This is a genomic window from Sphingomonas sp. SP3 (genome assembly GCF_058514305.1).
In genome coordinates, this window is the sequence record NZ_JBZSOE010000001.1 from 476,171 (window position 1) to 498,093 (window position 21,923).

Genomic DNA, 21,923 nt, shown 5'->3' on the forward strand with positions numbered 1-21,923 from the left:
GAATTTCCCTTTTGGCTTCGTGACGCCCTGTTGCGCGTGATCTGGTCCCCGGAAGTTGGCTGCCCGGTGAATGAAGAATTACATTTCAATGGACGGATTATGTCCGCCGCCCGACACAGGCCATCCGCGAAACTTGTTCATATGTTCTTGTTATGTTCTACCACTCGAATTAGGGTAGCGGCATGCCAGTCGAGTCGAGCGACGGACGCGGGGCAACCCGCAATGCGACCCCTACGCGCTTCAACCTGAAAGAGCGGATTGAGGACGGCGAATGGCTCGACGAGGTCGAGGCGCTCGACGGCCTACCGAAGCGCCGAACCACCGTCACGATTGAACATCCGAAGTCGATCCTGACCCGCAACAGCTCGCCCGACATCGGGTTTGATCGGTCGGTCAACGCCTTCCGTGGCTGCGAGCACGGCTGCATTTACTGCTTCGCCCGGCCGACCCACGCCTATCACGACCTTTCGCCTGGCATCGACTTTGAATCGCGGCTGTTCGTAAAGCCCAAGGCAGCGCAACTTCTCCACGCCGCGTTGTCGCGCCCGGGTTACGAATGCCGGCCGATTGCGATGGGCACAAACACCGATCCCTATCAGCCGATCGAGGAAAAGTGGCGGATCACGCGCTCAATCGTCGAACTGCTGGTGGAGACGCGCCACCCCTTCACGATTACGACAAAATCGGATCGGGTTTTGCGCGATATCGACCTCCTGAAGCAGGCTGCGGATCTCAGGATCGTGTCGGTTGCGTTGTCTGTCACCTCGCTCGATCCCAAGGTTGCTCGAACGCTGGAGCCCCGCGCACCTCAGCCGCGCAAGCGCCTCGCCGCGGTAAAGGCGCTGAATGACGCCGGCATTCCCTGCTACGTTGGCATCGCGCCGGTGATTCCACAGATTACCGATCATGAGCTCGAGCATATCGTCGAGGCTGCGGTGGAAGCCGGCGCGCCTGGCGGTTTCTATCTTCCGGTGCGTCTGCCGCATGAAGTGGCGCCGCTCTTCCGCGCCTGGCTCGAAACCCATTATCCAGACCGCGCGTCAAAGGTTATGGCGACGATCAACTCGCTTCGCGGCGGCCGGGACAACGATCCCAATTTCTTCAGCAGGATGCGTGGACAAGGCCCATGGGCCGAGCTGCTGAAGACCCGTTTCGAGATCGCCGCCAAGAAATACGGCCTGCGTCAGGCGAAATTCGCCCTCCGTACCGACCTGTTCCTCCCTCCTGAGGGCGACCAGATGCGGCTGCTCTGATCGACCGGCGTGCGAATTTTATCGACCGAGGCCCGTGACGAACTCCCCTTCCCTGCTTAGGCAAAGCACATGAAATCATCCCTTCTTGCAGCCCTGCTCATCTCCGCCACTCCGGCCCTCGCCCAGCAATCGGTCGCATCGCTCCCGCCGCCGGTCGTGACCGACCCGCGGATTGCGGCGCTCCGCGATAATGCGCGCGACAATGACCGTTACGCATGGGACGTCGTCGAAGGATTGACGACCGAGGTCGGCCAGCGGCTTGCCGCCACCGAGGCCGAAGCCCGCGCCCGCGACTGGGCGGTGAAGAAGCTGACGGCGATGGGCTTCGCGAATGTTCGTGTCGAGCCGTTCGACATGCCGGTCTGGGTGCGCGGCGCCGAAAGCGCCGAGATCGTCTCGCCTTTCCCGCAAAAGATCGCCGTGGCCGCGCTTGGCTATAGCGGGTCGACCCCGCCTGAAGGAATTACGGGCCAGCTCGTCTATTTCGACAGCGTCGACGCGCTTCGAGCCGCTCCGGACAGCGCTGTCGCCGGCAAGATCGTCTTCATCGATCACCACATGATCCCGACCCAGGACGGGATCGGTTATGGCCAGTTTGGCGCCCCGCGTCGGCAAGGGCCGACGATCGCCTCGCTAAAGGGCGCGATCGGAGTTGTCGTGCGATCGATCGGCACCGACCACCACCGCAATCCGCATACGGGCGTCCAATATTTTACGGACGGTGCGAAGCCGATTCCCGCCGGTGCCCTCCCTGTGCCCGATGCGGAGCAACTAGTCCGCATCCTGAAGCGCGGACAGCCGGTAACGATGCACCTGACCCTGGCCAGCCAGAAGAGCGAGGGCGGCCATTCAGGCAATGTCATCGCCGAAGTGCCCGGCCGCGACCCTAATGCGCCAATCCTGCTCATCGGCGGGCACCTCGATAGCTGGGACCTTGCGACCGGCGCGATCGACGACGGCGCCGGCGTCGCAATCACTACGGCGGCCGCCAAGCACATCATGGATGCCGGGCGCCCGCTCCGGACAATCCGCGTCGTCTGGTTCGGTGCCGAGGAGCCCGGTGGTTTTGGCGGCAATGCCTATGCCAAGGCGCATGGTGCTGAGAAATATGCGATCGCGGGCGAGAGCGATTTCGGCGCCGACAACATCTGGCGCTTCGCGACCAAGCTCTCGACGACCGATCCGACGATCTACGAAGCGCTCGCTGCGGCGCTTGCTCCGCTCGGCATCGCCAAGAACGACAAGGGCGAAGCCGACGGCACCGACGTCGGCCCTACGATCGAGGCGGGCGCTCCGTGGATCTCATTGAATCAGGACGGCACCCGCTACTTCGATGTCCACCACACGCCCGACGATACGCTCGACAAGATCGACCCAATGCAGTTGCGGCAGAATGTCGCGGCGTGGACGACGGTGCTTGCGATTCTTTCGGGCGGGATTGAGTCGGGACCGAAACAGCCCAAGCGGCGTTGAAGCCCGCGCAAAAGGGAGAATAGCATGCGCATTGCACTCGCCATTCCGCTGCTGCTGCTCGGCGCCTGCCAGGTCAGCAAGGACGACAGCAACGGCACCACCAGCGTCACCTACAACAGCGATGTTGCGGAAAATGCTGCTGCTGATGTCGGCAACACCGCCCAGAACATCGCCGCGGACATCGGCAACGACGTCAAGGCGACCGGCGACAAGATCGAGAACAAGGTCGGAAACAAGGACGTCGACGTTAACGCCGACGTAAAGACCGAAAACAAGTCGCAGTAATCTGACTGCGGCGTTGGTCGGGGAGACAGGATTCGAACCTGCGACCCTCTGCTCCCAAAGCAGATGCGCTACCAGACTGCGCTACTCCCCGACACCGCCGCGTCGTCGGCCTCATGATGGTGGGCCCGGCAGGATTCGAACCTACAACCTAGCCGTTATGAGCGGCCGGCTCTACCGTTGAGCTACAGGCCCTCCCCGGTCCTGGCTCCGGATAGACTCCGAAGGCCTTCGCGCCAAGTCAGGCGCGGCGGAAAGCTATGTTGATGGCCGATGTAGATGCTGAGACGTCGGCTTGGGCGACGCGCGCCAACCCGCGCACCAGTCGCAGGCTCGAGCTTCGAAGCCTCTCGCCGCTCGATCTGAAGAGCTCCTGATCGCTGACGCCGTGAAGCGCGGCTGGCCGGGTGATTGACACCCTGACCGTCTCGGCGGCCCGATCGACTGAAAGACGGAGGCGTTCTCCCTCGGCAGCCTGAGTAATCATCGCGTGACAAGTCCGCGTGATCAGGCGCTCTGCGAGCTCGGGGTCGGCAAGCGCATGAAGATCGCGCGTCGTGCGCGAAGCATCGATGATCGACCCGCCCGTCGACGCGAAATCACGCAGGGCCGGCGTTAATCGCTCGACGAGCTCGCCGATGTTCGTTCGGCGCGGTTCGGGTGGCCGCGATGAGTGCACCTTCGCAGCGAAGTCGAGATCGTCGATAGCGGTCAGCAGGATGCGTGCCTGGGCGACAATCTCCGCCGCGCGCTCGCGGTATCGATGATCGGCGGGACCTAGATACTGCCCGTCGATGATCTCGGCGAAGCCGATGATCGCATTGAGCGGCGTCTTGATCTCGTGGACCAGCTCGCGAAGTGAATCCGGGTCTGCCAGGAGTTCGCTGTGCACGACCGGCTCAGCTGGCACCGAAATGTCGCGGAGAGCGACCCCGCGATAGCCTGCGAAGCGGCCATCTCCGGGCTCGAATTCCGGAACCCCGCTAATCCGCCATTCGCCGGCTAGCATGCCTTCCCCAGCAAGCATGAAGGCGGCGTCGCGAAACGGCGCGCGCACCGCGAAGGCACGCGCAACTTCTTCATCGACCCCGTCGGCATTGGTGCGCGCGATGGAGCGGCCGATAAGCGGCCCACGCGGAGCGCCCTCGACCCAGCCGATTTCGCCGCTGGGTCCGCACTCCCAGCGAAACAAGGATGGTGATCCGTCCGGCGCGAGATGATTCCCGTCGCGCGAGGCCAGCCGGCTCCGGCGCCGACGTTCAATGCGCGCAACCACATCGCCAAGCGTCGGGCCGCTGGGTGCGCTCTCGTCCGTAAGTTGCTCAACCAAAGCATCGGTGAGGTCGAGTGGCGGTGCCGCCAACTCGGGATGGAGGGTCTCGACGAACCGTCGCGTCTCGTCGTCGCTGATGGCGAGAAGCGCTCGCCACTGCCCGGGATCGAGGGTCGCGGCGGCAAGGACTGGAGCAGACACGAACAAGCTGTCAGTCACGAAATATTCGAGCAAGCCGAGCGGTAGCGGAAGCGCGGCGACGGCACGCGCAGCGGCCGCGCGAAGCGTCGGCTCGACCGTTCCAGCATCCGCCTTGATGGCGTCCAGCGCCTGGCCGATCATCTCGCTCTCGGTCGCGGCACCGGCGCGTGCGACCAGGTCGACTAACTGCCGCCAGCGGACCGCCGCGTCGTGGCGATCGCCGGAAGGCTGGTTCAACACGGTCAGCAGACGGTCGTCGAAACGCACTAGACTTCAATCCTCCAGGCACACCGTCCACCAGCTCTACGCGATGGTTTACTCAGCGCTAAGGAGGCTCTGTTTAACCATCCCAGAACGGGACAGTTCAAACCCGCCGCAGGCACGAAAAAAGGGCGCCGGCGAACCGCCGACGCCCTCATCGTTGATGCGCGAGCTCTTAAGCCTGCTTCACATAGATCAGCCAATATTTGGCGATGCCGGCAAGATTGCCCGTGACGGCATTGAACGCCGTCGTTGCGCCGGCCTTGTCGCCGCTGCGCGCCAGGGCAATGCCGAGGTGCATGTTGGCAACGTTCGGATCGACGCCGGGCTTGCCGATCGCTTGGCGGTACAGCTCGGCCGCTTTCGCATAGTCATTCATCGCGAGATAGCGATCGCCGATACGCAGAAAGGCCTTGCCGTCCTTGGCGTCCTTGATCGCCTGCTCGAGATCGGCGCGGGTCGCCTTCGGCTTCGCCTTGAGACCGCCGATGATGTCGCGGAACAGCGGGCTGGTGGGATCGATCTTCTTGCTTGCCAGGCCCTCGTCGATGACCGCCTGGGCCTCGTTATAGTTGAACTGGTCGGCAGCAGCAGTCGCGTAAAGGCTAAAGTCCGCCGCGTTATTCAGCGATCCAGTCGCCCGCATCAGGCGAAGCACGTCGAGCGCTCCCTCGACATCCGGCTTGGCCAGGTTTTGATACAGCGCCAGGCCGTTGCGCCAGCTTTCCGGCGACGGATAAGCGGTGATCCACTGTTGAGCGATGTCGATCGCCACCGGCATCTGCTGCCCGTAAGCAATCCCGAGCGCGCGCTTGTACAATGCTTCCTCTGGCTTCTGGCCCGCTGCGGTTCGCAGCTGGATTGCCTTCTGGAACAGCGCCACCGCATCGGGCTGGCGGCCCTGCGAAAAGCGCGATTCCGCCAGGTTGATCAAGGCCTGGGTGTTCGTGGGGCTAATCGTCATTGCATGTTCGAACGCGCTGGCCGCAAGGTCGAACTTCTTGCCGTTGTACAGCTTGCTGCCGAGCGCGACGTACAGGTCCGCCATGGTGGTCGGATTGTCGACAAACCCCGAAGCCGCGACCGCATCGATCGCGCCCGCAAGCGCCACGTCATCGTTGGCGGCGTAGGCGGCCTTCAGCCGAAGCTGGGCGATGATGTACTTGTCGTCCTTCGTAGTCGCGACTGCGTTCGCCGCAGCGACGAGCGCCGGAATGTTCGCAGTATCGTTGGCGTTGACCGCCTTCTGCAGATCCACGATTGCCTTTACGGCCTTGCCGGAGGGATGGACCTTGCCGTCGTCGGGCTGTGCCTGCGCCTTGTCATCGCGGCCCGCCGGAATGTTTTGCGGAATCTGTGGCGGCGGCGGGGGTGGCGGACGGTCGTATTGGGCAAGGACCGGAGCGGCCGAAACCGCCAATGCCAGTCCGAGCGCCGTGGTAGAAAGCTTCATTAGTTCGTCTCCTGCTTCACGAGCGGAAAGTGGGGAATGGATTGCGGCCGCCTTAGTCCGAGGGGCCGGGCGCGCCAAGTGTCATGACATTGGTGCCCTGAACCCGCTTTGAACCGGTGAATTCCTCGCGCGCGTGCGTGCCTGTGCGCGTACGCGCGGGGTGGTGTTCGGGCGGTTCATACCCTAGATAGGGTGCGTAGGGGGGCGCGGCGTCGGCCGCATCCCCAACGCACATTCTCTGATATCTAGCAGGACCATTTCTTGGCCACTCAGCCCCCGATCGACGAAGCCACTCCCCCGCCCCCTGGTGACCGCGACATCGCGCCGATCTCAATCGTCGATGAAATGAAAACGTCGTACCTCGATTACGCAATGAGCGTGATCGTGGCACGCGCGCTGCCCGATGTTCGCGACGGCCTGAAACCGGTCCATCGCCGCATTCTCTATGCTTGCCAGGAAGCCGGCTATGTCGCTGGCCGGCCTTATCGCAAGTCGAGCCGCATCGTCGGCGACGTGATGGGTAAGTATCACCCCCACGGCGATAGCGCGATTTACGATGCCCTGGCCCGCATGACCCAAAGCTGGTCGATGCGCGTGCCGCTGGTCGATGGCCAAGGCAATTTCGGCTCGATGGACCCCGATCCCCCGGCCGCCATGCGGTACACGGAAGCCCGGCTCGCCAAGGTCGCCAATTTCCTCCTCGGCGACATCGATCGCGATACCGTCGATTTCACGCCCAACTATGATGCGTCCGAGAGCGAGCCGCAGGTCCTGCCTGCCCGCTTCCCCAACCTCTTGGTCAACGGCGCCGGCGGCATCGCCGTCGGCATGGCGACCAACATCCCGCCACATAACCTCGGCGAAGTTCTGGCTGCCTGCCGCGCCTACATGGACGATCCTGCGATCACGTCCGAAGGCCTGATGGAGCACGTCAAAGGGCCCGACTTCCCGACGGGAGGCCTGATCCTCGGCTTGTCCGGCATTCGCAGCGCTTACACGTCGGGCCGCGGATCGATCATGATGCGCAGCCGCGCGCACGTCGAGGAGGGCCGCGGTGACCGCCGCTCGATCGTTCTCACTGAAATTCCCTACCAGGTCGGCAAGTCAGGCCTCGTCGAGAAGATCGCCGAGGCGGCCAAGGAAAAGCGCATCGAAGGCGTCTCCGACATTCGCGACGAATCCAACCGCGAAGGCGTGCGGATCGTCATCGACCTGAAGCGCGACGCGACCGCTGACGTCGTGCTGAACCAGCTCTGGCGCCACACCCCGGCCCAGTCGTCATTCCCCGCGAACATGCTCGCCATCCGCAGCGGCCGCCCGGAAACGCTAACGCTGCGCGATTTCATCGAAGCCTTCATCCGCTTCCGTGAGGAAGTGATCACGCGGCGCTCGAAGCACGAACTGCTGAAGGCCCGCGAGCGCGCCCACATCCTGCTCGGGCTAGTCGTCGCAGTGACCAATCTCGATGAGGTTGTGAAGCTGATCCGCGGATCGGCAAGCCCCGCCGTTGCACGCGAAAAGCTGCTGGAGCGCGAATGGCCGGGCGAACAGATCCGCCCGTACATTCAGCTCGTCGAGGCGGTCGAGCCACAAGCGAAGCGTGAGAAGTACAAGCTTAGCGAAGCCCAGGTTAAAGCGATCCTCGAGCTCCGCCTGCATCGCCTGACCGCGCTCGGTCGCGATGAGATTGGCGGCGAGCTTGAAGGTCTGGCCAAGAGCATCGGCGAGTTGCTCGAGATTCTCGCCAATCGCGCTCGCCTGTACGAGGTGATGCGCGAGGAGTTCGACGAGGTCGAAGCAGAGTTCGCGACGCCGCGCATGAGCGAGCTCGCGCCAGCCGCCGACGGCATCGAGGACGAGGACCTGATCGAGCGTGAAGACATGGTCGTGACCGTGACCATGGCCGGCTACATCAAGCGCACGCCACTATCCGTGTTCCGCGAGCAAAAGCGCGGCGGCAAGGGCCGCGCCGGCATGGCGACCAAGGAAGAGGACGCGGTCACCAACGTCTTCGTGACCTCGACCCACAACCCGGTGCTATTCTTCTCCAACCTCGGCCGCGTTTACCGGATGAAAGTGTGGAAACTGCCCGAGGGCGGCCCGAACACCAAGGGTCGGCCGATGGTGAATCTCCTGCCGCTGGCCGAAGGGGAGACCATCTCGACCGTGCTGCCGCTTCCCGAGGACGAGGCCGAGTGGGATGCGCTGCACATCATGTTTGCAACCGCCAATGGCACAGTCCGGCGGAACAGCATGGCGGCCTTCACCAACATCCCGAGCGCGGGCAAGATCGCGATGCGGTTTGGCACTGGTCCCGCGAGCGAAACCGAGAGCGAAAGCGACGATAGCGATGTGCAGGACGACTCGTCCGATCGGCTGATCGGGGTTGAGCTTCTTACCGAGGAGGACGACGTCCTTCTTGCCACGCGCAATGGCAAGGCGATCCGCTTCAAGGCGACCGACGTCCGCGAATTCCGATCGCGTACCTCGACGGGCGTCCGAGGCATTCGGCTTGCGGCAGGCGATCAGGTTATCTCGATGTCAATCCTGCGCCGCGTCGGCACCAGCCAGGAAGAGCGCGAGGCCTACCTTCGCTTTGCTCCGTGGAAGGGTGAGAAGGAAGGTGAATGCTCGCTCTCCGCCGACCGCATTGCAGAGCTGGCGGAGCGAGAGCAGTTTCTCCTGACCGTTACCGAAAATGGCTATGGTAAGCGCTCGTCGGCCTATGAATATCGCCGCACCAACCGTGGCGGCCAGGGCATTACCAATATCGACACATCAGAGCGCAACGGGTGCGTCATCGCCTCCTTCCCGGCGCACCAGGGCGAGGCGCTGATGCTGGTTACCGACCAGGGCAAGATGATCCGCACGACCGTGTTCGACATCCGTGTGATGGGCCGGAACACGCAGGGCGTGACGATCTTCCGAGTCGGCGAGAACGAGCATGTCGTCAGCGTCGCCAAGATCGATGAAAGCGACGAGGAAGAGATTGAAATCGAGGGCAGCCAGGAGATCGAACCGACCGACGACGCGATCGTCGGCGAAAGCGAACTCGACAAGCCCGTCGACCCGGAGCAGGATTAACCCCGTCCAGTCCGGCTCAGGCTGCGACGAACCGCAGCAACCGGGCTGGTGAGGTTCGCGTTCTCCTAGACATTCAACTTAGGAGGAAACGTCCATGCCCCTTCCCCACAATGCGCTGGTCCTGGTCGCCGACGGCCGGAAGATGCTGTTCTTCCGCAATCATGGCGATGAAAATCAAATCGACCTTCGGACCGAGGCGCATGACCAGCGGGAGGATCGCAAGGACCGCGAAATCAAGAGCGACGCTCCGGGCACCGTGAAGCAAAGCGCCGGTTACGGTCGCTCGACCTACGAGGAAACCGACTTCCAGCAGCAGGAAGAGGATCGCTGGATCAAGGAAGCAGCGGACGAGCTGAAGTCGCGAGTCCTGCGCAACGACTTCGATGCACTCGCCATCGTCGCTCCCCCCAAGGCGCTCGGCATGCTCAAGAAGGGCCTGCACAAAGAGGTCGAGCGGCGAATCGTGTGCACCGTCAACAAGGAAATGAGCGGTCGCCCGGTGCCCGACATCGAGGCTCTGCTGAAGAGCGAAACGGCGCCGGAAGAATTGCCGGCGGTCTAACTCCCAACCGCGTTGGCGTAGAGGTCGACGACTTCGACGCCCGGCGCGACTGCGTTCAGCAAAAGGGTTCGGTGGCAGTGCTCCGGCTCGCGTTCGAAGCACAGTAGAGCGCTCGGCTTTTCCTTTGCCAATTCGATCATCTGCTCTGACTGGACGATCGCTTCCGGCAGCTCGAGTTGTCCCGCATAGACTCGCGCCATGTCCGCATGCCTCCCGGCGCGCGCGGCATTCCGCCCTTCGGCCGGCGTTCCGAGCGCCTTCAGGTGAATATATTCGATGCCCACTTCATCGAGCGCCCCCTTGAGCGGTGTCTTCGAGAAACCCGGGCGGCGCGACAGCGGCAACGCTCGCACGTCGATCACCCGTTGCACTCCTGATCGCTGCAAGGCGCCGATGAACTCGGCCATCGTCGCGCCTTCATAACCGATGGTGAAGATACGCATGGGCTGGATTTAGGCGGTCCGGCGGGCCATTGCGAGGTACGGAAACATGACCTTCGACATTCACATCATCGGCGGCGGCCTCGCAGGATCCGAAGCTGCCTGGCAACTGGCCGAAGCGGGCCTTCGCGTGCGCCTCAGTGAAATGCGTGGCGGGGGCGACGCGACGCCGGCGCATGAGACCGACCGGCTTGCCGAGATGGTCTGCTCCAACAGCTTCCGCTCCGACGACGCCGAGAACAATGCGGTCGGCCTGCTGCACCAGGAAATGCGCGCGCTTAGGTCCTTGATCATGCGCGTTGGGGACAAGCACCGCGTTCCTGCAGGCTCGGCACTAGCCGTCGATCGGGACGCATTTGCAGCCGAGGTAACCAAGTCGATCGAGGAACATCCGAACGTCACCGTGATCCGCGAGCGGATCGATGTGCTGCCTGACCACCCGACCATTATTGCGACAGGGCCGCTGACCGGATCCGGATTGGCGGAAGCGATCACCGCCGAAACCGGCCAGGGCGCCCTCGCCTTCTTCGATGCGATCGCTCCGATCGTTCATCGAGACAGCGTCGATATGTCCGTCGCCTGGATGGCGGCCCGCTGGGACAAGGGCGGCAAGGATTACATCAACTGCCCGCTCGACAAGGCGCAGTACGATGATTTCGTCGCCGCCCTCAATTCGGGCGAGAAGACCGAGTTCAAGGATTGGGAAAAGGACACGCCCTACTTCGAAGGCTGCATGCCCGTTGAAGTGATAGCGGAGCGAGGTCCGCAGACGTTGCGCTTCGGTCCGATGAAGGGCGTCGGCCTCGACGATCCGCGCACCGGACGCTGGCCCTATGCGTGCGTCCAGCTCAGGCAAGACAATGCGCTGGGCACGCTCTGGAACATGGTCGGCTTCCAAACCAAGCTGAAGCATGGCGAGCAGGTCCGCATCTTCCGCACCATTCCTGGCTTGGAGAACGCAGAGTTCGCTCGGCTCGGCGGCATTCACCGCAATAGCTTCATCAATTCGCCGCGGCTGCTGGATGGCGAGCTGCGGCTGAAGTCCAGGCCGAACGTCCGCTTCGCCGGCCAAATCACCGGGTGCGAAGGCTACGTCGAAAGCGCCGCCGTCGGCATTCTGGCGGCACGGTTCGCAGCGGCCGAGCTTCGCGGAGAAAGCCTGTCGCCGCCGCCGGTCGAAACCGCGCTTGGCGCGATACTCGGCCACATCACCGGCGGTGCCGATTCCGAGAGCTTCCAGCCGATGAATATCAATTTCGGCTTGATGCCGCCGCTGCCCGAGCGCTTTAAAAAGGCGGACCGCAAAAAGGCTTATACCGATCGCGCTCGCGCCGCGCTCGCCGACTGGTTGCAAAGCACGCGCCAGCGCGAGCCGGCCTAGAGGCTGACCGTCCCGGAGATCGCTTCGGTCATCCTGATAACCCGGTCGCGCACGGGTTCGGCGACGGTGTGAGGCAACTGTCGCGACACTGTCTCCTTCGCGTCGAAATAGCTCGCGCTGACGCGCACCAGCTCCATCGACCAGTCAGGAAAGCTGCGCTCCTCAATCGTCCGTTCGTCGCGGACTTCGAGACCATTGTGGCGCGGATCGCGCCGGAGCTTCTCGACCAACTCATCGATCGCGTTGGGCGCGCCTTCGATGATTTGTAGGAAGTGCGTGCCGTTGAAAATGAGCAGCCCGGTGATGCCTTCCAGCGCATTCACTTCGCGCGCGGTCCGGTGGATCGCCTCGATGTCCGCAGCGTCCAGGTCGAGCCTTGCAAGGCTCGTGTAAGTCAATGATTTCAAATCCATTCCTGCGCCGTAATGGCAAAACCCGTGATCGCAAGTCCTAACAGCTGCATCGCTTCTTTTTCGGGGGCGGCGGCGCTGTCGTCGCGTACTCAGCTGGCGTCAGCCAACCGTTGCGATCCTTGTCGGCGCTCTTGAACTTGTCGATCGTCGTCACCGCCCATTCTTCAAACGACAATGTGCCGTTGCCGCTGGTGTCGAGCTTGGCGAACGCCTTGCGCCGCGGATCCAGCAGTTCATTCGCTTGGATTTTGCCGTCCTTGTTCTTGTCGGCCCGGCTGAACCGCTTCTCCTCACGGCTCTTGGGACTCGCTTCGGGCGCTTCCAGCTCGGCCTGCGCGAACATCGTGGGGCTGGCTGCGCGGGGCGGCGGCGCGGGTGGCAGGCCTGGCGACCGCTCGGCGCGCGATTGCCAGAGCAGGAATGCACCGGTCAGGAGCAGGAAGGTCGCGGCAGCGCCGGCGAAGAAACGAAACATGAAATCTCCTTGAGCAAGGAGATTCGGCACGTCGTCATCGTCATCACCGACATCGCAGCTGTCAACTAAACGCGGCCAGTGAACCGGTGGCGGAGCATCGAAGCGGCGCGCGCCGGAGTGCCTTCGCGCTCGAACGGCTCGCCACGCCGGCAATCGCGCGCGGCGACAGCGGCAAGCGCCGTGAGCGGGCGGAGCGCAGTCCCGAACTTCTCGCCGCGAAGGCCGCCGGCGAAGGTCCGTGCCTGGTCCAGCAGCAGCGCGCGGGAAGCGTCATCGCTGCAATGCCGCGCGGCACCGACTAGCGCCCACAATCCGCCCGCCCCCTGAATCCTCTGGTCCGTTGCACCGAGCACGCGTGCGCCAAGACCGAACAACAGGTTACCGCGAAACCAGATCGCCTCGCTCGTCTCGATTCCCCACGGGAATGGCTCGAACAGCCTGAGCCATCCGCCTTCGAGGTCGGCTAGGTCACGGCCGGTGATCCCGCGCGGCAGCAGGTGCCGCTGGACCGCGAACAAGCGCGGCTCGGCGGGCGCGATCCCGCCACTATCCAATTCCTCGAGCCGCTCGCGCCACCAGGCGAGGCGGATCGGCCCAAGCATCGGCTCCTTGGTGGTGCGCACCACGTCGCCCATCGCCCGGTCGATCGCGAACAAAGCCGCGAGCGCTGCCCGCTCGCGAAGCGGTGCGTAGGTCAGGGCTAGCCCGAGGTCAGCCCCGAGCATGGCTCAGCGGTAGCAAACGGCCTTCACCGCCTCGACCACGTCGGCCGCCTTGATGAGCGCCATCTTCTCGAGGTTGGCAGCGTACGGCAGCGGGACATCGACGTCGGTGACGCGCATCACGGGCGCATCGAGGTCGTCGAAGCCCTCGGTCATGGCGATGGCCATGATTTCCGAACTGATCGAGCAGGTCGGCCAGCCTTCTTCGACCACCACCATCCGGTTGGTGCGCTTCAGGCTCTCGAGCACCGTCACCTTGTCGAGCGGTCGAAGGGTGCGAAGGTCGATCACTTCGGCGTTGATCCCCTGCCCCATCAGCTCCTGGGCGGCTTCGAGGGCGACGCCAACACCGATCGAGTAGCTGACGATCGTCACGTCCTTACCCGGACGGACGATGCGCGCCTTGCCGATCGGCAGCACGTAATCGTCCATCTGCGGCACATCGAAATGCTGGCCGTAGAGCAATTCGTTTTCGAGGAAGACGACCGGATCGTCGGTCCGGATGGCGGCCTTGAGCAGGCCCTTGGCGTCTGCCGCGCTGTACGGGCAGATCACGATCAGTCCCGGCACATGCGCGTACCAGCTGCCGTAATTCTGGCTGTGCTGGGCAGCGACACGGGCGGCCGCGCCATTGGGGCCCCGGAACACGATCGGGCAGCGCATCTGCCCGCCTGACATGTAATTGGTCTTCGCGGCCGAATTGATGATGTGGTCGATCGCCTGCATCGCGAAGTTGAAGGTCATGAACTCGACGATCGGCCGGAGCCCGCCCATCGCGGCGCCAGTTCCGAGCCCGGCAAATCCATATTCGGTGATCGGCGTGTCGACGACGCGCTTGGCGCCGAACTCCTGGAGCAGCTCCTGCGTGACCTTGTAGGCGCCCTGGTACTCGGCGACCTCCTCGCCCATCACGAAAACGCGCTCGTCCTTGCGCATCTCTTCGGCCATCGCGTCGCGAAGCGCTTCGCGGACCGTCTGTGACACGATTGGCGTGCCCTCGGGCATCTCCGGATCCTCGTGGGTCTTGGCGACGTCGGCGACCAGGTCACGCGCTGCCGTTTCGAAGACATGAGGCGTCGGCGTACCTTCCGTCTGCTGCGAAGCAGGGATCTCAACCTCCAGCTCTTCGGCGGGCTTCGCCGGAGCCTCGGCGGCGGGCGCAGCAGGCGTCTCGCTGGTTGCATCGCCGTCGCCGGCCATCAGCGCGATCGGTTGGCCGACCTTCACGCCGTCAGTGCCCTCCGGAACGAGGATCTTGGCGATCTTGCCTTCGTCGACCGCCTCAAACTCCATCGTCGCCTTGTCGGTTTCGATCTCGGCGAGGATGTCGCCGGACTTCACTTCATCGCCTTCCTTGACCAGCCATTTGGCGAGAGTCCCCTCTTCCATGGTCGGGGACAGGGCTGGCATCTTGAGCTCGATACCCATCAGTAGCTTCCCACCAGGACGTCGGTGTAGAGCTCCTTGGGCTCGGGCTCCGGCGCGTCTTCAGCAAACTTCGCAGCAGCGACGACGATCTCTTTGATTTCCTTGTCGATCGCCTTCAACTCCTCTTCCTTGACGCCCATCGCCTCAAGATCCTTCGCGGCGTGGTCGATCGGGTCGTTATGCTCACGCACGTCCTGCACTTCCTCGCGAGAGCGGTACTTTGCTGGGTCGGACATGGAATGCCCGCGGTAGCGATAAGTCATGAACTCGATGATGATCGGCCCCTTGCCGCTGCGGGTCCATTCAAGCGCCACCTGGGCTGCACCGCGCACCGCAAGCACGTCCATGCCGTCGACCTGGATTCCCGGTATGCGGAAACTCTCGCCGCGGCGATAAAGCAAAGGCTCGGACGACGAGCGCGTGATGCTCGTCCCCATCGCGTATTTGTTGTTCTCGACCGCGTAGATGACCGGCAGGTTCCACAGCTTGGCCATGTTGAACGCTTCGTAGACCTGGCCCTGGTTGACCGCGCCGTCGCCGAGATAGGTCAGGCACACCCCGCCATCCTCGGCATATTTGTGTTTGAACGCGAGGCCGGTGCCGAGCGGCACCTGCGCACCGACGATGCCGTGACCGCCGTAGAAGCCATGCTCAACGCTGAACATGTGCATCGAGCCGCCCTTGCCCTTGGAGATGCCCGCCTCGCGGCCAGTGAGCTCGGCCATGATCACCTTCGGGTCGATGCCGTAGGCAAGCATGTGTCCGTGATCGCGATAACCGGTGATGACGCTGTCCTTGCCGACCGTCATCGCGCTTTGCAGTCCCACAGCGACCGCTTCCTGGCCAATGTAGAGGTGGCAGAAGCCGCCAATCAGCCCGAGGCCGTAAAGCTGGCCCGCGCGCTCCTCGAAGCGGCGGATGAGCAGCATCTCGCGATAGAGCTGCATCATCTCGTCCTTCGACGCTTTGTAGCGCTGCGGTTGCGGCGGACGTTCGATCTCGGGTTGCTGCTGGCTCGGGATGGCAGCTTTCTTGGCGGTCTTCGCCACGGCATTCTCTCTTATGACTGAGGCGCGCCAGCCTATAAGAGGCGCTTACCCAAGCGGCAACTGCACCGCGCCCTTCATCAGCCGGTCGAGCGCGCCGAGCGCCGGATTGCCGGCGCGATGATCTTCAACGCCGCGTATCGGCTTGGATGGTTCGAATCGGTGAATAGCAACGAAGCCGGTTCGCGGCAGAAATCGGCGGACACATCAACCAGCACAATGCCGTACAAGGGAACGTGCGACGACGGACAGCGGATCCGAAGGGGGGGCTGGCCGGTCGCCATGCGGATTGCGTTGGCCCAAGGGACGTCGACACCCGGCTCGGGCACGCCGGCGACAAGGATGACCGTCTTTCCTGCCGCATTCAGGCGATCGATCACGCCCTGGACCGAGGTCCACATGGCCACTCCGCCCTCGCGCTCCGCCCACGTCCAATAACCGCCCAATACGACGGTCTTTATGGCGCTATCGGCGAGCGCGAGCCGCAGGACGGCCGCATTGGTCGCGGTGCAGACGGGTTCAGTGAGCCCGGCGACCGGATGAAGCATCGGCTCGCAGCCGCCCGTCGCGACGAGCAGTCCCGGCCGACCGATGGCGACGCCGACCGCTTCGGAGATCGCCGCCGCATGGCTATCGCCCCACAAAAGAACTTGCGGCGGACCGGGTGGGCCGAACCGACAGTCGCGAATGGCTTTCTCGATTCCGACCTCGAGGCAGACGCGTGCGAGCGGCGCATAGGCTGTGCGCTGGGCCGCCACGTCATTCACCTGTTTCGAAAAGCGCGCGGGTAGCCCACCGCCTGCGATGGCCACTCCCGAAGCGGCCAGGATCGCTGCCGCGCCGCCGCCGCACGAAATCAGCACGTTCCGGAACGGTACGGAACGGCGTCGGGCGGGCTGTTCGATCCAGCGATAGCTTGCGGCTGACAGCGCAAGGGCGAGGGACAATCCGCCAATCGCCCATGCGGGTGGCAAGACCTGCTCGGTCCGCCAATGGCGGATGAACACGAGGACCGGCCAGTGCCAGAGGTAGAGAGAATAGCTGAGGCGGCCGATATAGACGCACGGAGCGAAGGACAGGCCGCGCGCGACGACGGATTTCTGCCCGCCTGCAATGACCAGCGCAGCCCCGACCGCGGGAAGCAACGCGCGCCACCCCGGAAACAGGTCGGCGGCGGACAGAAGCACGTATCCGGCGAGGATTAGCCCTGCACCGACAACTGCTCCGGCTTCCCGGAAGCGTTCTGGCACGACGACGCCGACCGCCAGCAATGCCCCGAACATTAACTCCCAACCGCGAGTTGGAAGCAGGTAGAAAGACGCTGCCGGCATGCCGGGTGTCGCGACGATGCAAAGCGTCAACGATGCGACTGCGAACAGCGCGATCGCGGGCCGAACCCGCCACAAGCGTTGGGCCACAATGAGCGCGGCCGGAAACAGCAGGTAGAATTGCTCTTCCACGCCCAGCGACCAACTGTGCAGCATCGGTGCCATCCAGTGCGGAGGCGCGAAATAATTGAGGGTCAGCCAGAAATAGAGGTTCGGAACCATCGCGACCGCCGCGATGGTCGATTTCGAAAGGCGATCGAGCTCGTCGGGCAGCAGAAGCACATAGCCAACGGCCATCGTTACTGCCGTCACGGTCAGTAGCGCTGGCGCAATTCGCCGAAACCGGCGATCGTAGAATGCGGCGAAGCTAAACCGGCCCGCAGCACTATCGCGACGGATGATCGTGGTGATCAGATAGCCCGAGATGACGAAGAACACGTCCACCCCGGTGTAGCCGCCGGGCATTCCCGGCAGCCCGGCATGAAACCACAGGATCGCGAGAACCGCGACCGCGCGCAGCCCATCGATGTCGGGCCTGTACGGAATGGTGGTTGGCTGCGCTGCGGGCGTGTGGGTTGCCCTCATGCGGGGGCGCTAGTCGAGCGGGATGATGACTTCGTCGGGACGAACGAGACCCAGATCCTTGCGCACCAGCTCATCGGCCATGTCGGGATCGGCCTTGTTGGGGTCGAGCAATTGGGAGCGGTGCTTCAGCTGGGCCTGCTGCTGCTCGAGCTGCGCGAGCTCGGCCTGCCGCTCCTTGAGCGCGCGGTGGTAACCGCCCCAGGCGAGGATGCCGTTAGGACCGGCGATCGCATGGCCGGCGAAGGTGCCAACGATGATCACGGCCAGCGCCGGCATGGCGCTACGCCGAATAAGTCCGAAAATTGGCTTCCCACCCCGCATCGTGACCCCAAAGAATCACGAGTGAGTCACACATGCAAGTGAAAAGAATGATTTGGTGGATACTTCGCGGATAAACTTGTGGAATAGGCCGCAAGCTATTGTGGACGATAGGCCTTCAGCGTCGCGCGCCCGGCGTAACGCGCGGCGTCTCCCAGCTCTTCCTCGATCCGCAAAAGCTGGTTGTATTTCGCGGTACGGTCCGAGCGCGCCAGGCTCCCCGTCTTGATCTGCCCGCAAGATAGCGCGACCGCGAGGTCGGCAATGGTTGAATCTTCGGTCTCGCCGGAGCGATGCGACATGACGGCCGTGTAGCCGCTCGTCTGCGCCATCCTCACCGCGTCGATCGTCTCGGTCAGCGTGCCGATCTGGTTGACCTTGATCAGGATGGAGTTGGCGATGCCGTCGGCAATACCCTGGCCCAGGCGCTTGACGTTCGTCACGAACAGGTCGTCGCCGACCAGCTGGACGCGGCTGCCGAGCTTCTCGGTAAGCTCCTTCCAGCCTGCCATGTCGTCTTCAGCCATGCCGTCCTCGATCGATGCGATCGGATAATTGGCGGCAAGATCGGCGAGGAAGTCCGAATTCTGGCTCGAGGAAAGGGTCTTCCCCTCGCCCGTCATGGCATAGGCGCCGTCCCTGAAATATTCGCTCGCCGCGCAGTCGAGCGCGAGGAGCACCTCCTTGCCCAGCGTGTAGCCAGCCGCGCTCACTGCTTTCTCGATATAGTCGAGCGCTTCACGCGATGACTGGACCGCCGGCGCAAAGCCGCCTTCGTCACCGACCGCTGTTGAAAGGCCGGCCTGGTGCAAGGCGCTTTTCAGTGAATGAAAGATCTCTGCGCCGCAGCGCAGCGCCTCGGCGAAGTCGGATGCGCCGACCGGCATCACCATGAATTCCTGGAAGTCGATGCCGTTGTCGGCATGCGCGCCACCGTTGAGGATGTTCATCATCGGCACCGGCAGCAGGTTCGCGTCGACCCCGCCGACGTAGCGGTATAGCGGCAGGCCGAGCGCGTCCGCCGCGGCCTTGGCCGTGGCTAGGCTCACGCCTAGGATCGCGTTGGCGCCGAGCCGGCCCTTGTTGTCAGTTCCGTCGAGCGCAATCAGCGCCGCGTCCAGCTCTGCCTGGTCCTCGGCCTCGCGGCCGACCACTTCTTCCCCAATCGGGCCGTTGACGTTGCGCACGGCCTTCTCGACGCCCTTGCCGCCCCAGCGGCTCTTGTCGCCGTCGCGCAGCTCGACTGCTTCGTGCGCACCCGTGGAGGCGCCCGAAGGAACGGCGGCGCGGCCCATGCTTCCATCCTCTAGCGTCACGTCCACTTCGACCGTCGGATTACCCCTGCTATCGAGGATTTGGCGGGCGTGGACGTCGACGATCGCAGTCATGGCTTTCCTTCTTGCGGAGGCGTAACAATATGGGTGTAGCCAAGGCCTATAGGACGAGGGTCCGGACGTGCAACTTTCGCGTCAGAACCTCCGGAACGAAGGCATGAGGCTTCGGGTTGAATCGGGTGAAGGAGATTGGGCAATGGCTGACCAGAATAATGCTGACTTCCCCGAAGGAACCGACACGATCATCGAAGGCGCCGCTGCGAACAGCGGATCGATCGCGGCGGAGCCGCTCAACACAATTGATGAGGATGATGAAACCTTGACCATCGAAGGGACGGGACGCGGCAGCATTACCGAGCGAATTCGGACCGGTCGTGAGCAGCTTGCCGGTCAGGCGGGCGACAAGGCGCGCGGCCTCGTCACCCAAGGACTTGAGCGCACGGCCGAAACCCTCGCCAACGTCTCGAAGATGGTCGGCGACACCGCCGACGGCATCGATGAGCGGCTCGGCGAAGAATATGGCGAATATGCGCGGCGCGCTGCGGGCGCGATCGAGAATGTCGCCAACAGCATCGCCAGCAAGGACCCCGACGAGCTCATCGAAGACACGCGCAACTTCGTCCGCAACAGTCCCGGCATCGCACTCGCTGGCGCCGCCGTCGTCGGCTTCGTTGTGGCGCGCTTGGTCAAGAGTGGCCTCGCCAAAGACGAGGACGACGAGGACTGATGCTGAAACCGGTCGACCCCGGTCCGCCCGAAGACGAGCGCCCGATCGGTGAACTGGTCCACCAGCTCATCGAAGAGGGGAAGGCTTATGCGCGCGCCGAGATCGACCTCTTAAAGGCGATTGGGACCGCCAAGGCTCGCGCGCTCATCCTGCCGGCGATCCTCTTCGGGGCCGCCTTCATCTGCGCACTGGTGGCGATCACCGCGCTCGCGGTCGGCATCGTCATCGCGCTTGCAAAGTTCATCGGTCCGCTGGCGGCCGGCTTCATCGGCTTGCTCCTGTTCGCAGGGCTGGCTGCGGGGCTAGGATGGTACGGTGCCGAGCGCCTGAAGCGAGAGCTATGACCGACAGCCCCGAAATCATCGCCGCGCGCCTCGACGTCGAGCGGTCGCGTGCCCGCCTGATGGGCACTGCGCAGGAGCTTCAGGACAGGCTTAGCCCCAAAACGCTCGCCAAGGGTGCGTGGCAGGGCGCGAAAGAAAAGGGCGCCGACATGGCGGAAGACGCCGTGGATGCCGTTCGCGCTCGGCCCATCGCGGCGACGGGTGTGGTCGCCGCAATCACGATGTACCTCGCCCGCGAACCCCTGTGGAACCTTGCAACCAAGATCGCCGGCGGGGTTTCGGACAAGAGAAAAACCAGGAAGCGCCGCAAGGCTGCATCCAAAACAGCTAAGACGGAGACAGTTGCATGACCGAGCAGGACAGAGACATTCCCGAAGTTAGTCGTCGCCAGCGCGCCATCGAAGCCTATGCCGGCGCCCGCGACCGCACGGTCGGCACCTTGACCGAAGCGCCGCTCCTTGCGCTTGCCGGAGGAATTGCCGCGGGAGCGATTATCGCTGCCCTGCTTCCGCGCACCGAAGCTGAGACGCGGGCGGTTCGACCAACGGCCCGGCGGGTCAAGGACACGGCGCGCGCGGCTTTCAAGGCTGCGAAGGACACGGGTTCTGAGAAACTGAACGAGGCCGGGATCAACCGCGAAAAGGGCGAAGACACGCTGCGTAGCCTGTTCCAGGGCGTAAGCGACGCGGCACGCGCTTCGGCCAGCGCGGCGCTCGACGCAGCACGCAAAGGCTGACGCCGGCCCGCAAATCCTGCTAGCGAGCCCGTCATGAGCAAGCTTCACCTGGTGTTCGGCGGGCGGGTCAAGGATCCGCGCACGCTCGACTTCGATTTGGGCACCATCGATCTCGTTGGCATTTATGACAATTATGCCGACGCCGAAGACGCGTGGCGCGGCCGCGCCCAGGGCACGGTCGACGATGCCGAGATGAAATATGTTGTCGTTCACTTGCACCGCCTGCTTGAGCCCGACGGCGAAGGAATCTCACGGCCGAAACAGCCGGCTTAGGCCTTCCGGAAGCGCCACAGCAGTAGCGGGCGCTGCAGGATCAGGCCTGCGGCAAAGCCGCCCACATGGGCCGGGGTCGCAAGCAGATAGCCCTGCTGGTCGCCGAGCCAACCCATCATCAGCTGGAGCACGATCCACGCGCCCATCAGCCACACGGCATTGATCCAGCGGTTGACCGCAGCCGACCGGGTAATCATTCGCGCGCGTCCGAAGCTCAACGCGAAGGCGCCCATCACCGCGCTGATCGCACCGCTTGCGCCGACCATCGGGACGGTACCGCTCGGGTCGAGCGCCCATTGTGCGATTGCAGCCGCGTACGCTCCAACGAGGTAAAGAACGACGACCCCGTTGTTCCCGAGCACGCGCTCCACTTGCATCCCGCACCACATGAAAATCAGCAGATTGAAGCCGAGGTGGATCGGCCCCGAGTGAACCAGGGTCGCGCTGAGCGGCGTGAGGATGGCCGGAACCGCGGCCCAAGGCACCGCCCCGCCGCTCAACCTGTCAGGAATGAACCCGAGCGACAGCGCG

At 63.8% G+C, this 21,923-nt stretch carries 23 protein-coding genes and 2 tRNA genes; 11 read left to right on the forward strand and 14 right to left on the reverse strand.

Annotated features, from left to right (window positions below):
- Window positions 1–182 precede the first annotated feature (182 nt).
- From AC4K8G_RS02610 to AC4K8G_RS02620, 3 genes are all read left to right on the forward strand, one after another.
- Window positions 183–1,253 (forward strand): PA0069 family radical SAM protein, encoded by a 1,071-nt coding sequence (locus tag AC4K8G_RS02610; RefSeq protein WP_491732622.1) that lies wholly within the window; start codon window positions 183–185, stop codon window positions 1,251–1,253.
- Window positions 1,254–1,322: 69 nt separating this feature from the next.
- Entirely contained in the window at window positions 1,323–2,726 is a 1,404-nt protein-coding gene (locus AC4K8G_RS02615; protein ID WP_491732623.1) for a M28 family peptidase, read from the forward strand.
- A 24-nt stretch (window positions 2,727–2,750) separates the two neighbouring features.
- Complete coding sequence (locus AC4K8G_RS02620; protein WP_491732624.1) at window positions 2,751–3,011, forward strand: hypothetical protein; 261 nt, start codon at window positions 2,751–2,753, stop codon at window positions 3,009–3,011.
- 14 nt (window positions 3,012–3,025) lie between these two features.
- Here the strand turns inward: AC4K8G_RS02620 and AC4K8G_RS02625 are convergent.
- The 4 genes from AC4K8G_RS02625 to AC4K8G_RS02640 form a co-directional block, all read right to left on the reverse strand.
- Window positions 3,026–3,102: transfer RNA gene (locus tag AC4K8G_RS02625), tRNA-Pro, on the reverse strand.
- A gap of 26 nt (window positions 3,103–3,128) precedes the next feature.
- Window positions 3,129–3,203, reverse strand: a tRNA-Ile gene (locus tag AC4K8G_RS02630).
- A gap of 46 nt (window positions 3,204–3,249) precedes the next feature.
- Entirely contained in the window at window positions 3,250–4,749 is a 1,500-nt protein-coding gene (locus AC4K8G_RS02635; protein WP_491732625.1) for a histidine kinase dimerization/phospho-acceptor domain-containing protein, read from the reverse strand.
- A gap of 169 nt (window positions 4,750–4,918) precedes the next feature.
- Window positions 4,919–6,196 (reverse strand): tetratricopeptide repeat protein, encoded by a 1,278-nt coding sequence (locus tag AC4K8G_RS02640; protein WP_491732626.1) that lies wholly within the window; start codon window positions 6,194–6,196, stop codon window positions 4,919–4,921.
- Window positions 6,197–6,541: 345 nt separating this feature from the next.
- Here AC4K8G_RS02640 and gyrA point away from each other — a divergent pair, with 345 nt between their 5' ends.
- Together gyrA and AC4K8G_RS02650 are read left to right on the forward strand one after the other, a co-directional pair.
- On the forward strand, window positions 6,542–9,280 hold the full coding sequence (gene gyrA / locus AC4K8G_RS02645) for a DNA gyrase subunit A (RefSeq protein WP_491734396.1): 2,739 nt from the start codon (window positions 6,542–6,544) through the stop codon (window positions 9,278–9,280).
- Window positions 9,281–9,374: 94 nt separating this feature from the next.
- A complete protein-coding gene (locus tag AC4K8G_RS02650) occupies window positions 9,375–9,842 on the forward strand; it encodes a host attachment family protein (protein ID WP_491732627.1) in 468 nt (155 codons plus the stop codon).
- On the opposite strand, the gene AC4K8G_RS02655 is transcribed toward AC4K8G_RS02650, so the two are convergent.
- Window positions 9,839–10,285: a DUF488 domain-containing protein gene (locus tag AC4K8G_RS02655; RefSeq protein WP_491732628.1), complete on the reverse strand. Its 447-nt coding sequence runs from the start codon at window positions 10,283–10,285 to the stop codon at window positions 9,839–9,841. The genes AC4K8G_RS02650 and AC4K8G_RS02655 overlap by 4 nt on opposite strands.
- A gap of 46 nt (window positions 10,286–10,331) precedes the next feature.
- Here AC4K8G_RS02655 and trmFO point away from each other — a divergent pair, with 46 nt between their 5' ends.
- Window positions 10,332–11,663, forward strand: a complete 1,332-nt coding sequence (trmFO, locus tag AC4K8G_RS02660) for a methylenetetrahydrofolate--tRNA-(uracil(54)-C(5))-methyltransferase (FADH(2)-oxidizing) TrmFO (RefSeq protein WP_491732629.1) — start codon at window positions 10,332–10,334, stop codon at window positions 11,661–11,663.
- Here the strand turns inward: trmFO and AC4K8G_RS02665 are convergent.
- From AC4K8G_RS02665 to eno, 8 genes are all read right to left on the reverse strand, one after another.
- Entirely contained in the window at window positions 11,660–12,070 is a 411-nt protein-coding gene (locus AC4K8G_RS02665; RefSeq protein WP_491732630.1) for a BLUF domain-containing protein, read from the reverse strand. The genes trmFO and AC4K8G_RS02665 overlap by 4 nt on opposite strands.
- A gap of 43 nt (window positions 12,071–12,113) precedes the next feature.
- Window positions 12,114–12,551, reverse strand: a complete 438-nt coding sequence (locus tag AC4K8G_RS02670) for an EF-hand domain-containing protein (RefSeq protein ID WP_491732631.1) — start codon at window positions 12,549–12,551, stop codon at window positions 12,114–12,116.
- Between the two features lie 65 nt (window positions 12,552–12,616).
- Entirely contained in the window at window positions 12,617–13,276 is a 660-nt protein-coding gene (locus AC4K8G_RS02675; protein WP_491732632.1) for a squalene/phytoene synthase family protein, read from the reverse strand.
- Between the two features lie 3 nt (window positions 13,277–13,279).
- Window positions 13,280–14,701, reverse strand: a complete 1,422-nt coding sequence (locus AC4K8G_RS02680; protein ID WP_491732633.1) for a pyruvate dehydrogenase complex E1 component subunit beta — start codon at window positions 14,699–14,701, stop codon at window positions 13,280–13,282.
- On the reverse strand, window positions 14,701–15,750 hold the full coding sequence (gene pdhA / locus AC4K8G_RS02685) for a pyruvate dehydrogenase (acetyl-transferring) E1 component subunit alpha (RefSeq protein ID WP_491732634.1): 1,050 nt from the start codon (window positions 15,748–15,750) through the stop codon (window positions 14,701–14,703). The genes AC4K8G_RS02680 and pdhA overlap by 1 nt, the downstream gene beginning before the upstream one ends.
- 77 nt (window positions 15,751–15,827) lie before the next feature.
- Entirely contained in the window at window positions 15,828–17,660 is a 1,833-nt protein-coding gene (locus tag AC4K8G_RS02690) for an acyltransferase family protein (RefSeq protein ID WP_491732635.1), read from the reverse strand.
- Window positions 17,661–17,669: 9 nt separating this feature from the next.
- Complete coding sequence (locus tag AC4K8G_RS02695; RefSeq protein ID WP_491732636.1) at window positions 17,670–17,936, reverse strand: FtsB family cell division protein; 267 nt, start codon at window positions 17,934–17,936, stop codon at window positions 17,670–17,672.
- Window positions 17,937–18,076: 140 nt separating this feature from the next.
- Window positions 18,077–19,366: a phosphopyruvate hydratase gene (gene eno, locus AC4K8G_RS02700; RefSeq protein WP_491732637.1), complete on the reverse strand. Its 1,290-nt coding sequence runs from the start codon at window positions 19,364–19,366 to the stop codon at window positions 18,077–18,079.
- Window positions 19,367–19,508: 142 nt separating this feature from the next.
- Between eno and AC4K8G_RS02705 the strand changes: the two genes are divergently transcribed.
- The 5 genes from AC4K8G_RS02705 to AC4K8G_RS02725 are packed head-to-tail and all read left to right on the forward strand — an operon-like array spanning window position 19,509 to window position 21,392.
- Window positions 19,509–20,039 (forward strand): hypothetical protein, encoded by a 531-nt coding sequence (locus AC4K8G_RS02705; protein ID WP_491732638.1) that lies wholly within the window; start codon window positions 19,509–19,511, stop codon window positions 20,037–20,039.
- Window positions 20,039–20,383, forward strand: a complete 345-nt coding sequence (locus AC4K8G_RS02710; protein ID WP_491732639.1) for a phage holin family protein — start codon at window positions 20,039–20,041, stop codon at window positions 20,381–20,383. The genes AC4K8G_RS02705 and AC4K8G_RS02710 overlap by 1 nt, the downstream gene beginning before the upstream one ends.
- Window positions 20,380–20,733: a DUF3618 domain-containing protein gene (locus AC4K8G_RS02715; protein ID WP_491732640.1), complete on the forward strand. Its 354-nt coding sequence runs from the start codon at window positions 20,380–20,382 to the stop codon at window positions 20,731–20,733. Before AC4K8G_RS02710 ends, AC4K8G_RS02715 begins: the two co-directional genes overlap by 4 nt.
- Window positions 20,730–21,119 carry a hypothetical protein gene (locus AC4K8G_RS02720; protein WP_491732641.1) on the forward strand — a complete coding sequence of 130 codons (390 nt, stop codon included), beginning with the start codon at window positions 20,730–20,732 and terminating at the stop codon, window positions 21,117–21,119. The genes AC4K8G_RS02715 and AC4K8G_RS02720 overlap by 4 nt, the downstream gene beginning before the upstream one ends.
- A gap of 33 nt (window positions 21,120–21,152) precedes the next feature.
- Window positions 21,153–21,392 (forward strand): DUF4170 domain-containing protein, encoded by a 240-nt coding sequence (locus AC4K8G_RS02725; protein ID WP_491732642.1) that lies wholly within the window; start codon window positions 21,153–21,155, stop codon window positions 21,390–21,392.
- Here AC4K8G_RS02725 and AC4K8G_RS02730 read toward each other — a convergent pair.
- Window positions 21,389–21,877 (reverse strand): rhomboid family intramembrane serine protease, encoded by a 489-nt coding sequence (locus AC4K8G_RS02730; protein WP_491732643.1) that lies wholly within the window; start codon window positions 21,875–21,877, stop codon window positions 21,389–21,391. The two genes, AC4K8G_RS02725 and AC4K8G_RS02730, sit on opposite strands and share 4 nt — an antisense overlap.
- Between the last annotated feature and the right edge of the window lie 46 nt (window positions 21,878–21,923).

Bases quoted from the DNA above. Each gene is read 5' to 3' on its own strand.
- AC4K8G_RS02610 (WP_491732622.1), top strand. From the start codon at position 183: ATGCCAGTCGAGTCGAGCGACGGACGCGGGGCAACCCGCAATGCGACC.
- AC4K8G_RS02615 (WP_491732623.1), top strand. From the start codon at position 1,323: ATGAAATCATCCCTTCTTGCAGCCCTGCTCATCTCCGCCACTCCGGCC.
- AC4K8G_RS02620 (WP_491732624.1), top strand. From the start codon at position 2,751: ATGCGCATTGCACTCGCCATTCCGCTGCTGCTGCTCGGCGCCTGCCAG.
- AC4K8G_RS02640 (WP_491732626.1), bottom strand. From the start codon at position 6,196: ATGAAGCTTTCTACCACGGCGCTCGGACTGGCATTGGCGGTTTCGGCC.
- gyrA (WP_491734396.1), top strand. From the start codon at position 6,542: ATGAAAACGTCGTACCTCGATTACGCAATGAGCGTGATCGTGGCACGC.
- AC4K8G_RS02650 (WP_491732627.1), top strand. From the start codon at position 9,375: ATGCCCCTTCCCCACAATGCGCTGGTCCTGGTCGCCGACGGCCGGAAG.
- AC4K8G_RS02655 (WP_491732628.1), bottom strand. From the start codon at position 10,285: ATGCGTATCTTCACCATCGGTTATGAAGGCGCGACGATGGCCGAGTTC.
- trmFO (WP_491732629.1), top strand. From the start codon at position 10,332: ATGACCTTCGACATTCACATCATCGGCGGCGGCCTCGCAGGATCCGAA.
- AC4K8G_RS02670 (WP_491732631.1), bottom strand. From the start codon at position 12,551: ATGTTTCGTTTCTTCGCCGGCGCTGCCGCGACCTTCCTGCTCCTGACC.
- AC4K8G_RS02675 (WP_491732632.1), bottom strand. From the start codon at position 13,276: ATGCTCGGGGCTGACCTCGGGCTAGCCCTGACCTACGCACCGCTTCGC.
- AC4K8G_RS02680 (WP_491732633.1), bottom strand. From the start codon at position 14,701: ATGGGTATCGAGCTCAAGATGCCAGCCCTGTCCCCGACCATGGAAGAG.
- AC4K8G_RS02690 (WP_491732635.1), bottom strand. From the start codon at position 17,660: ATGAGGGCAACCCACACGCCCGCAGCGCAGCCAACCACCATTCCGTAC.
- AC4K8G_RS02695 (WP_491732636.1), bottom strand. From the start codon at position 17,936: ATGCCGGCGCTGGCCGTGATCATCGTTGGCACCTTCGCCGGCCATGCG.
- eno (WP_491732637.1), bottom strand. From the start codon at position 19,366: ATGACTGCGATCGTCGACGTCCACGCCCGCCAAATCCTCGATAGCAGG.
- AC4K8G_RS02705 (WP_491732638.1), top strand. From the start codon at position 19,509: ATGGCTGACCAGAATAATGCTGACTTCCCCGAAGGAACCGACACGATC.
- AC4K8G_RS02710 (WP_491732639.1), top strand. From the start codon at position 20,039: ATGCTGAAACCGGTCGACCCCGGTCCGCCCGAAGACGAGCGCCCGATC.
- AC4K8G_RS02715 (WP_491732640.1), top strand. From the start codon at position 20,380: ATGACCGACAGCCCCGAAATCATCGCCGCGCGCCTCGACGTCGAGCGG.
- AC4K8G_RS02720 (WP_491732641.1), top strand. From the start codon at position 20,730: ATGACCGAGCAGGACAGAGACATTCCCGAAGTTAGTCGTCGCCAGCGC.
- AC4K8G_RS02725 (WP_491732642.1), top strand. From the start codon at position 21,153: ATGAGCAAGCTTCACCTGGTGTTCGGCGGGCGGGTCAAGGATCCGCGC.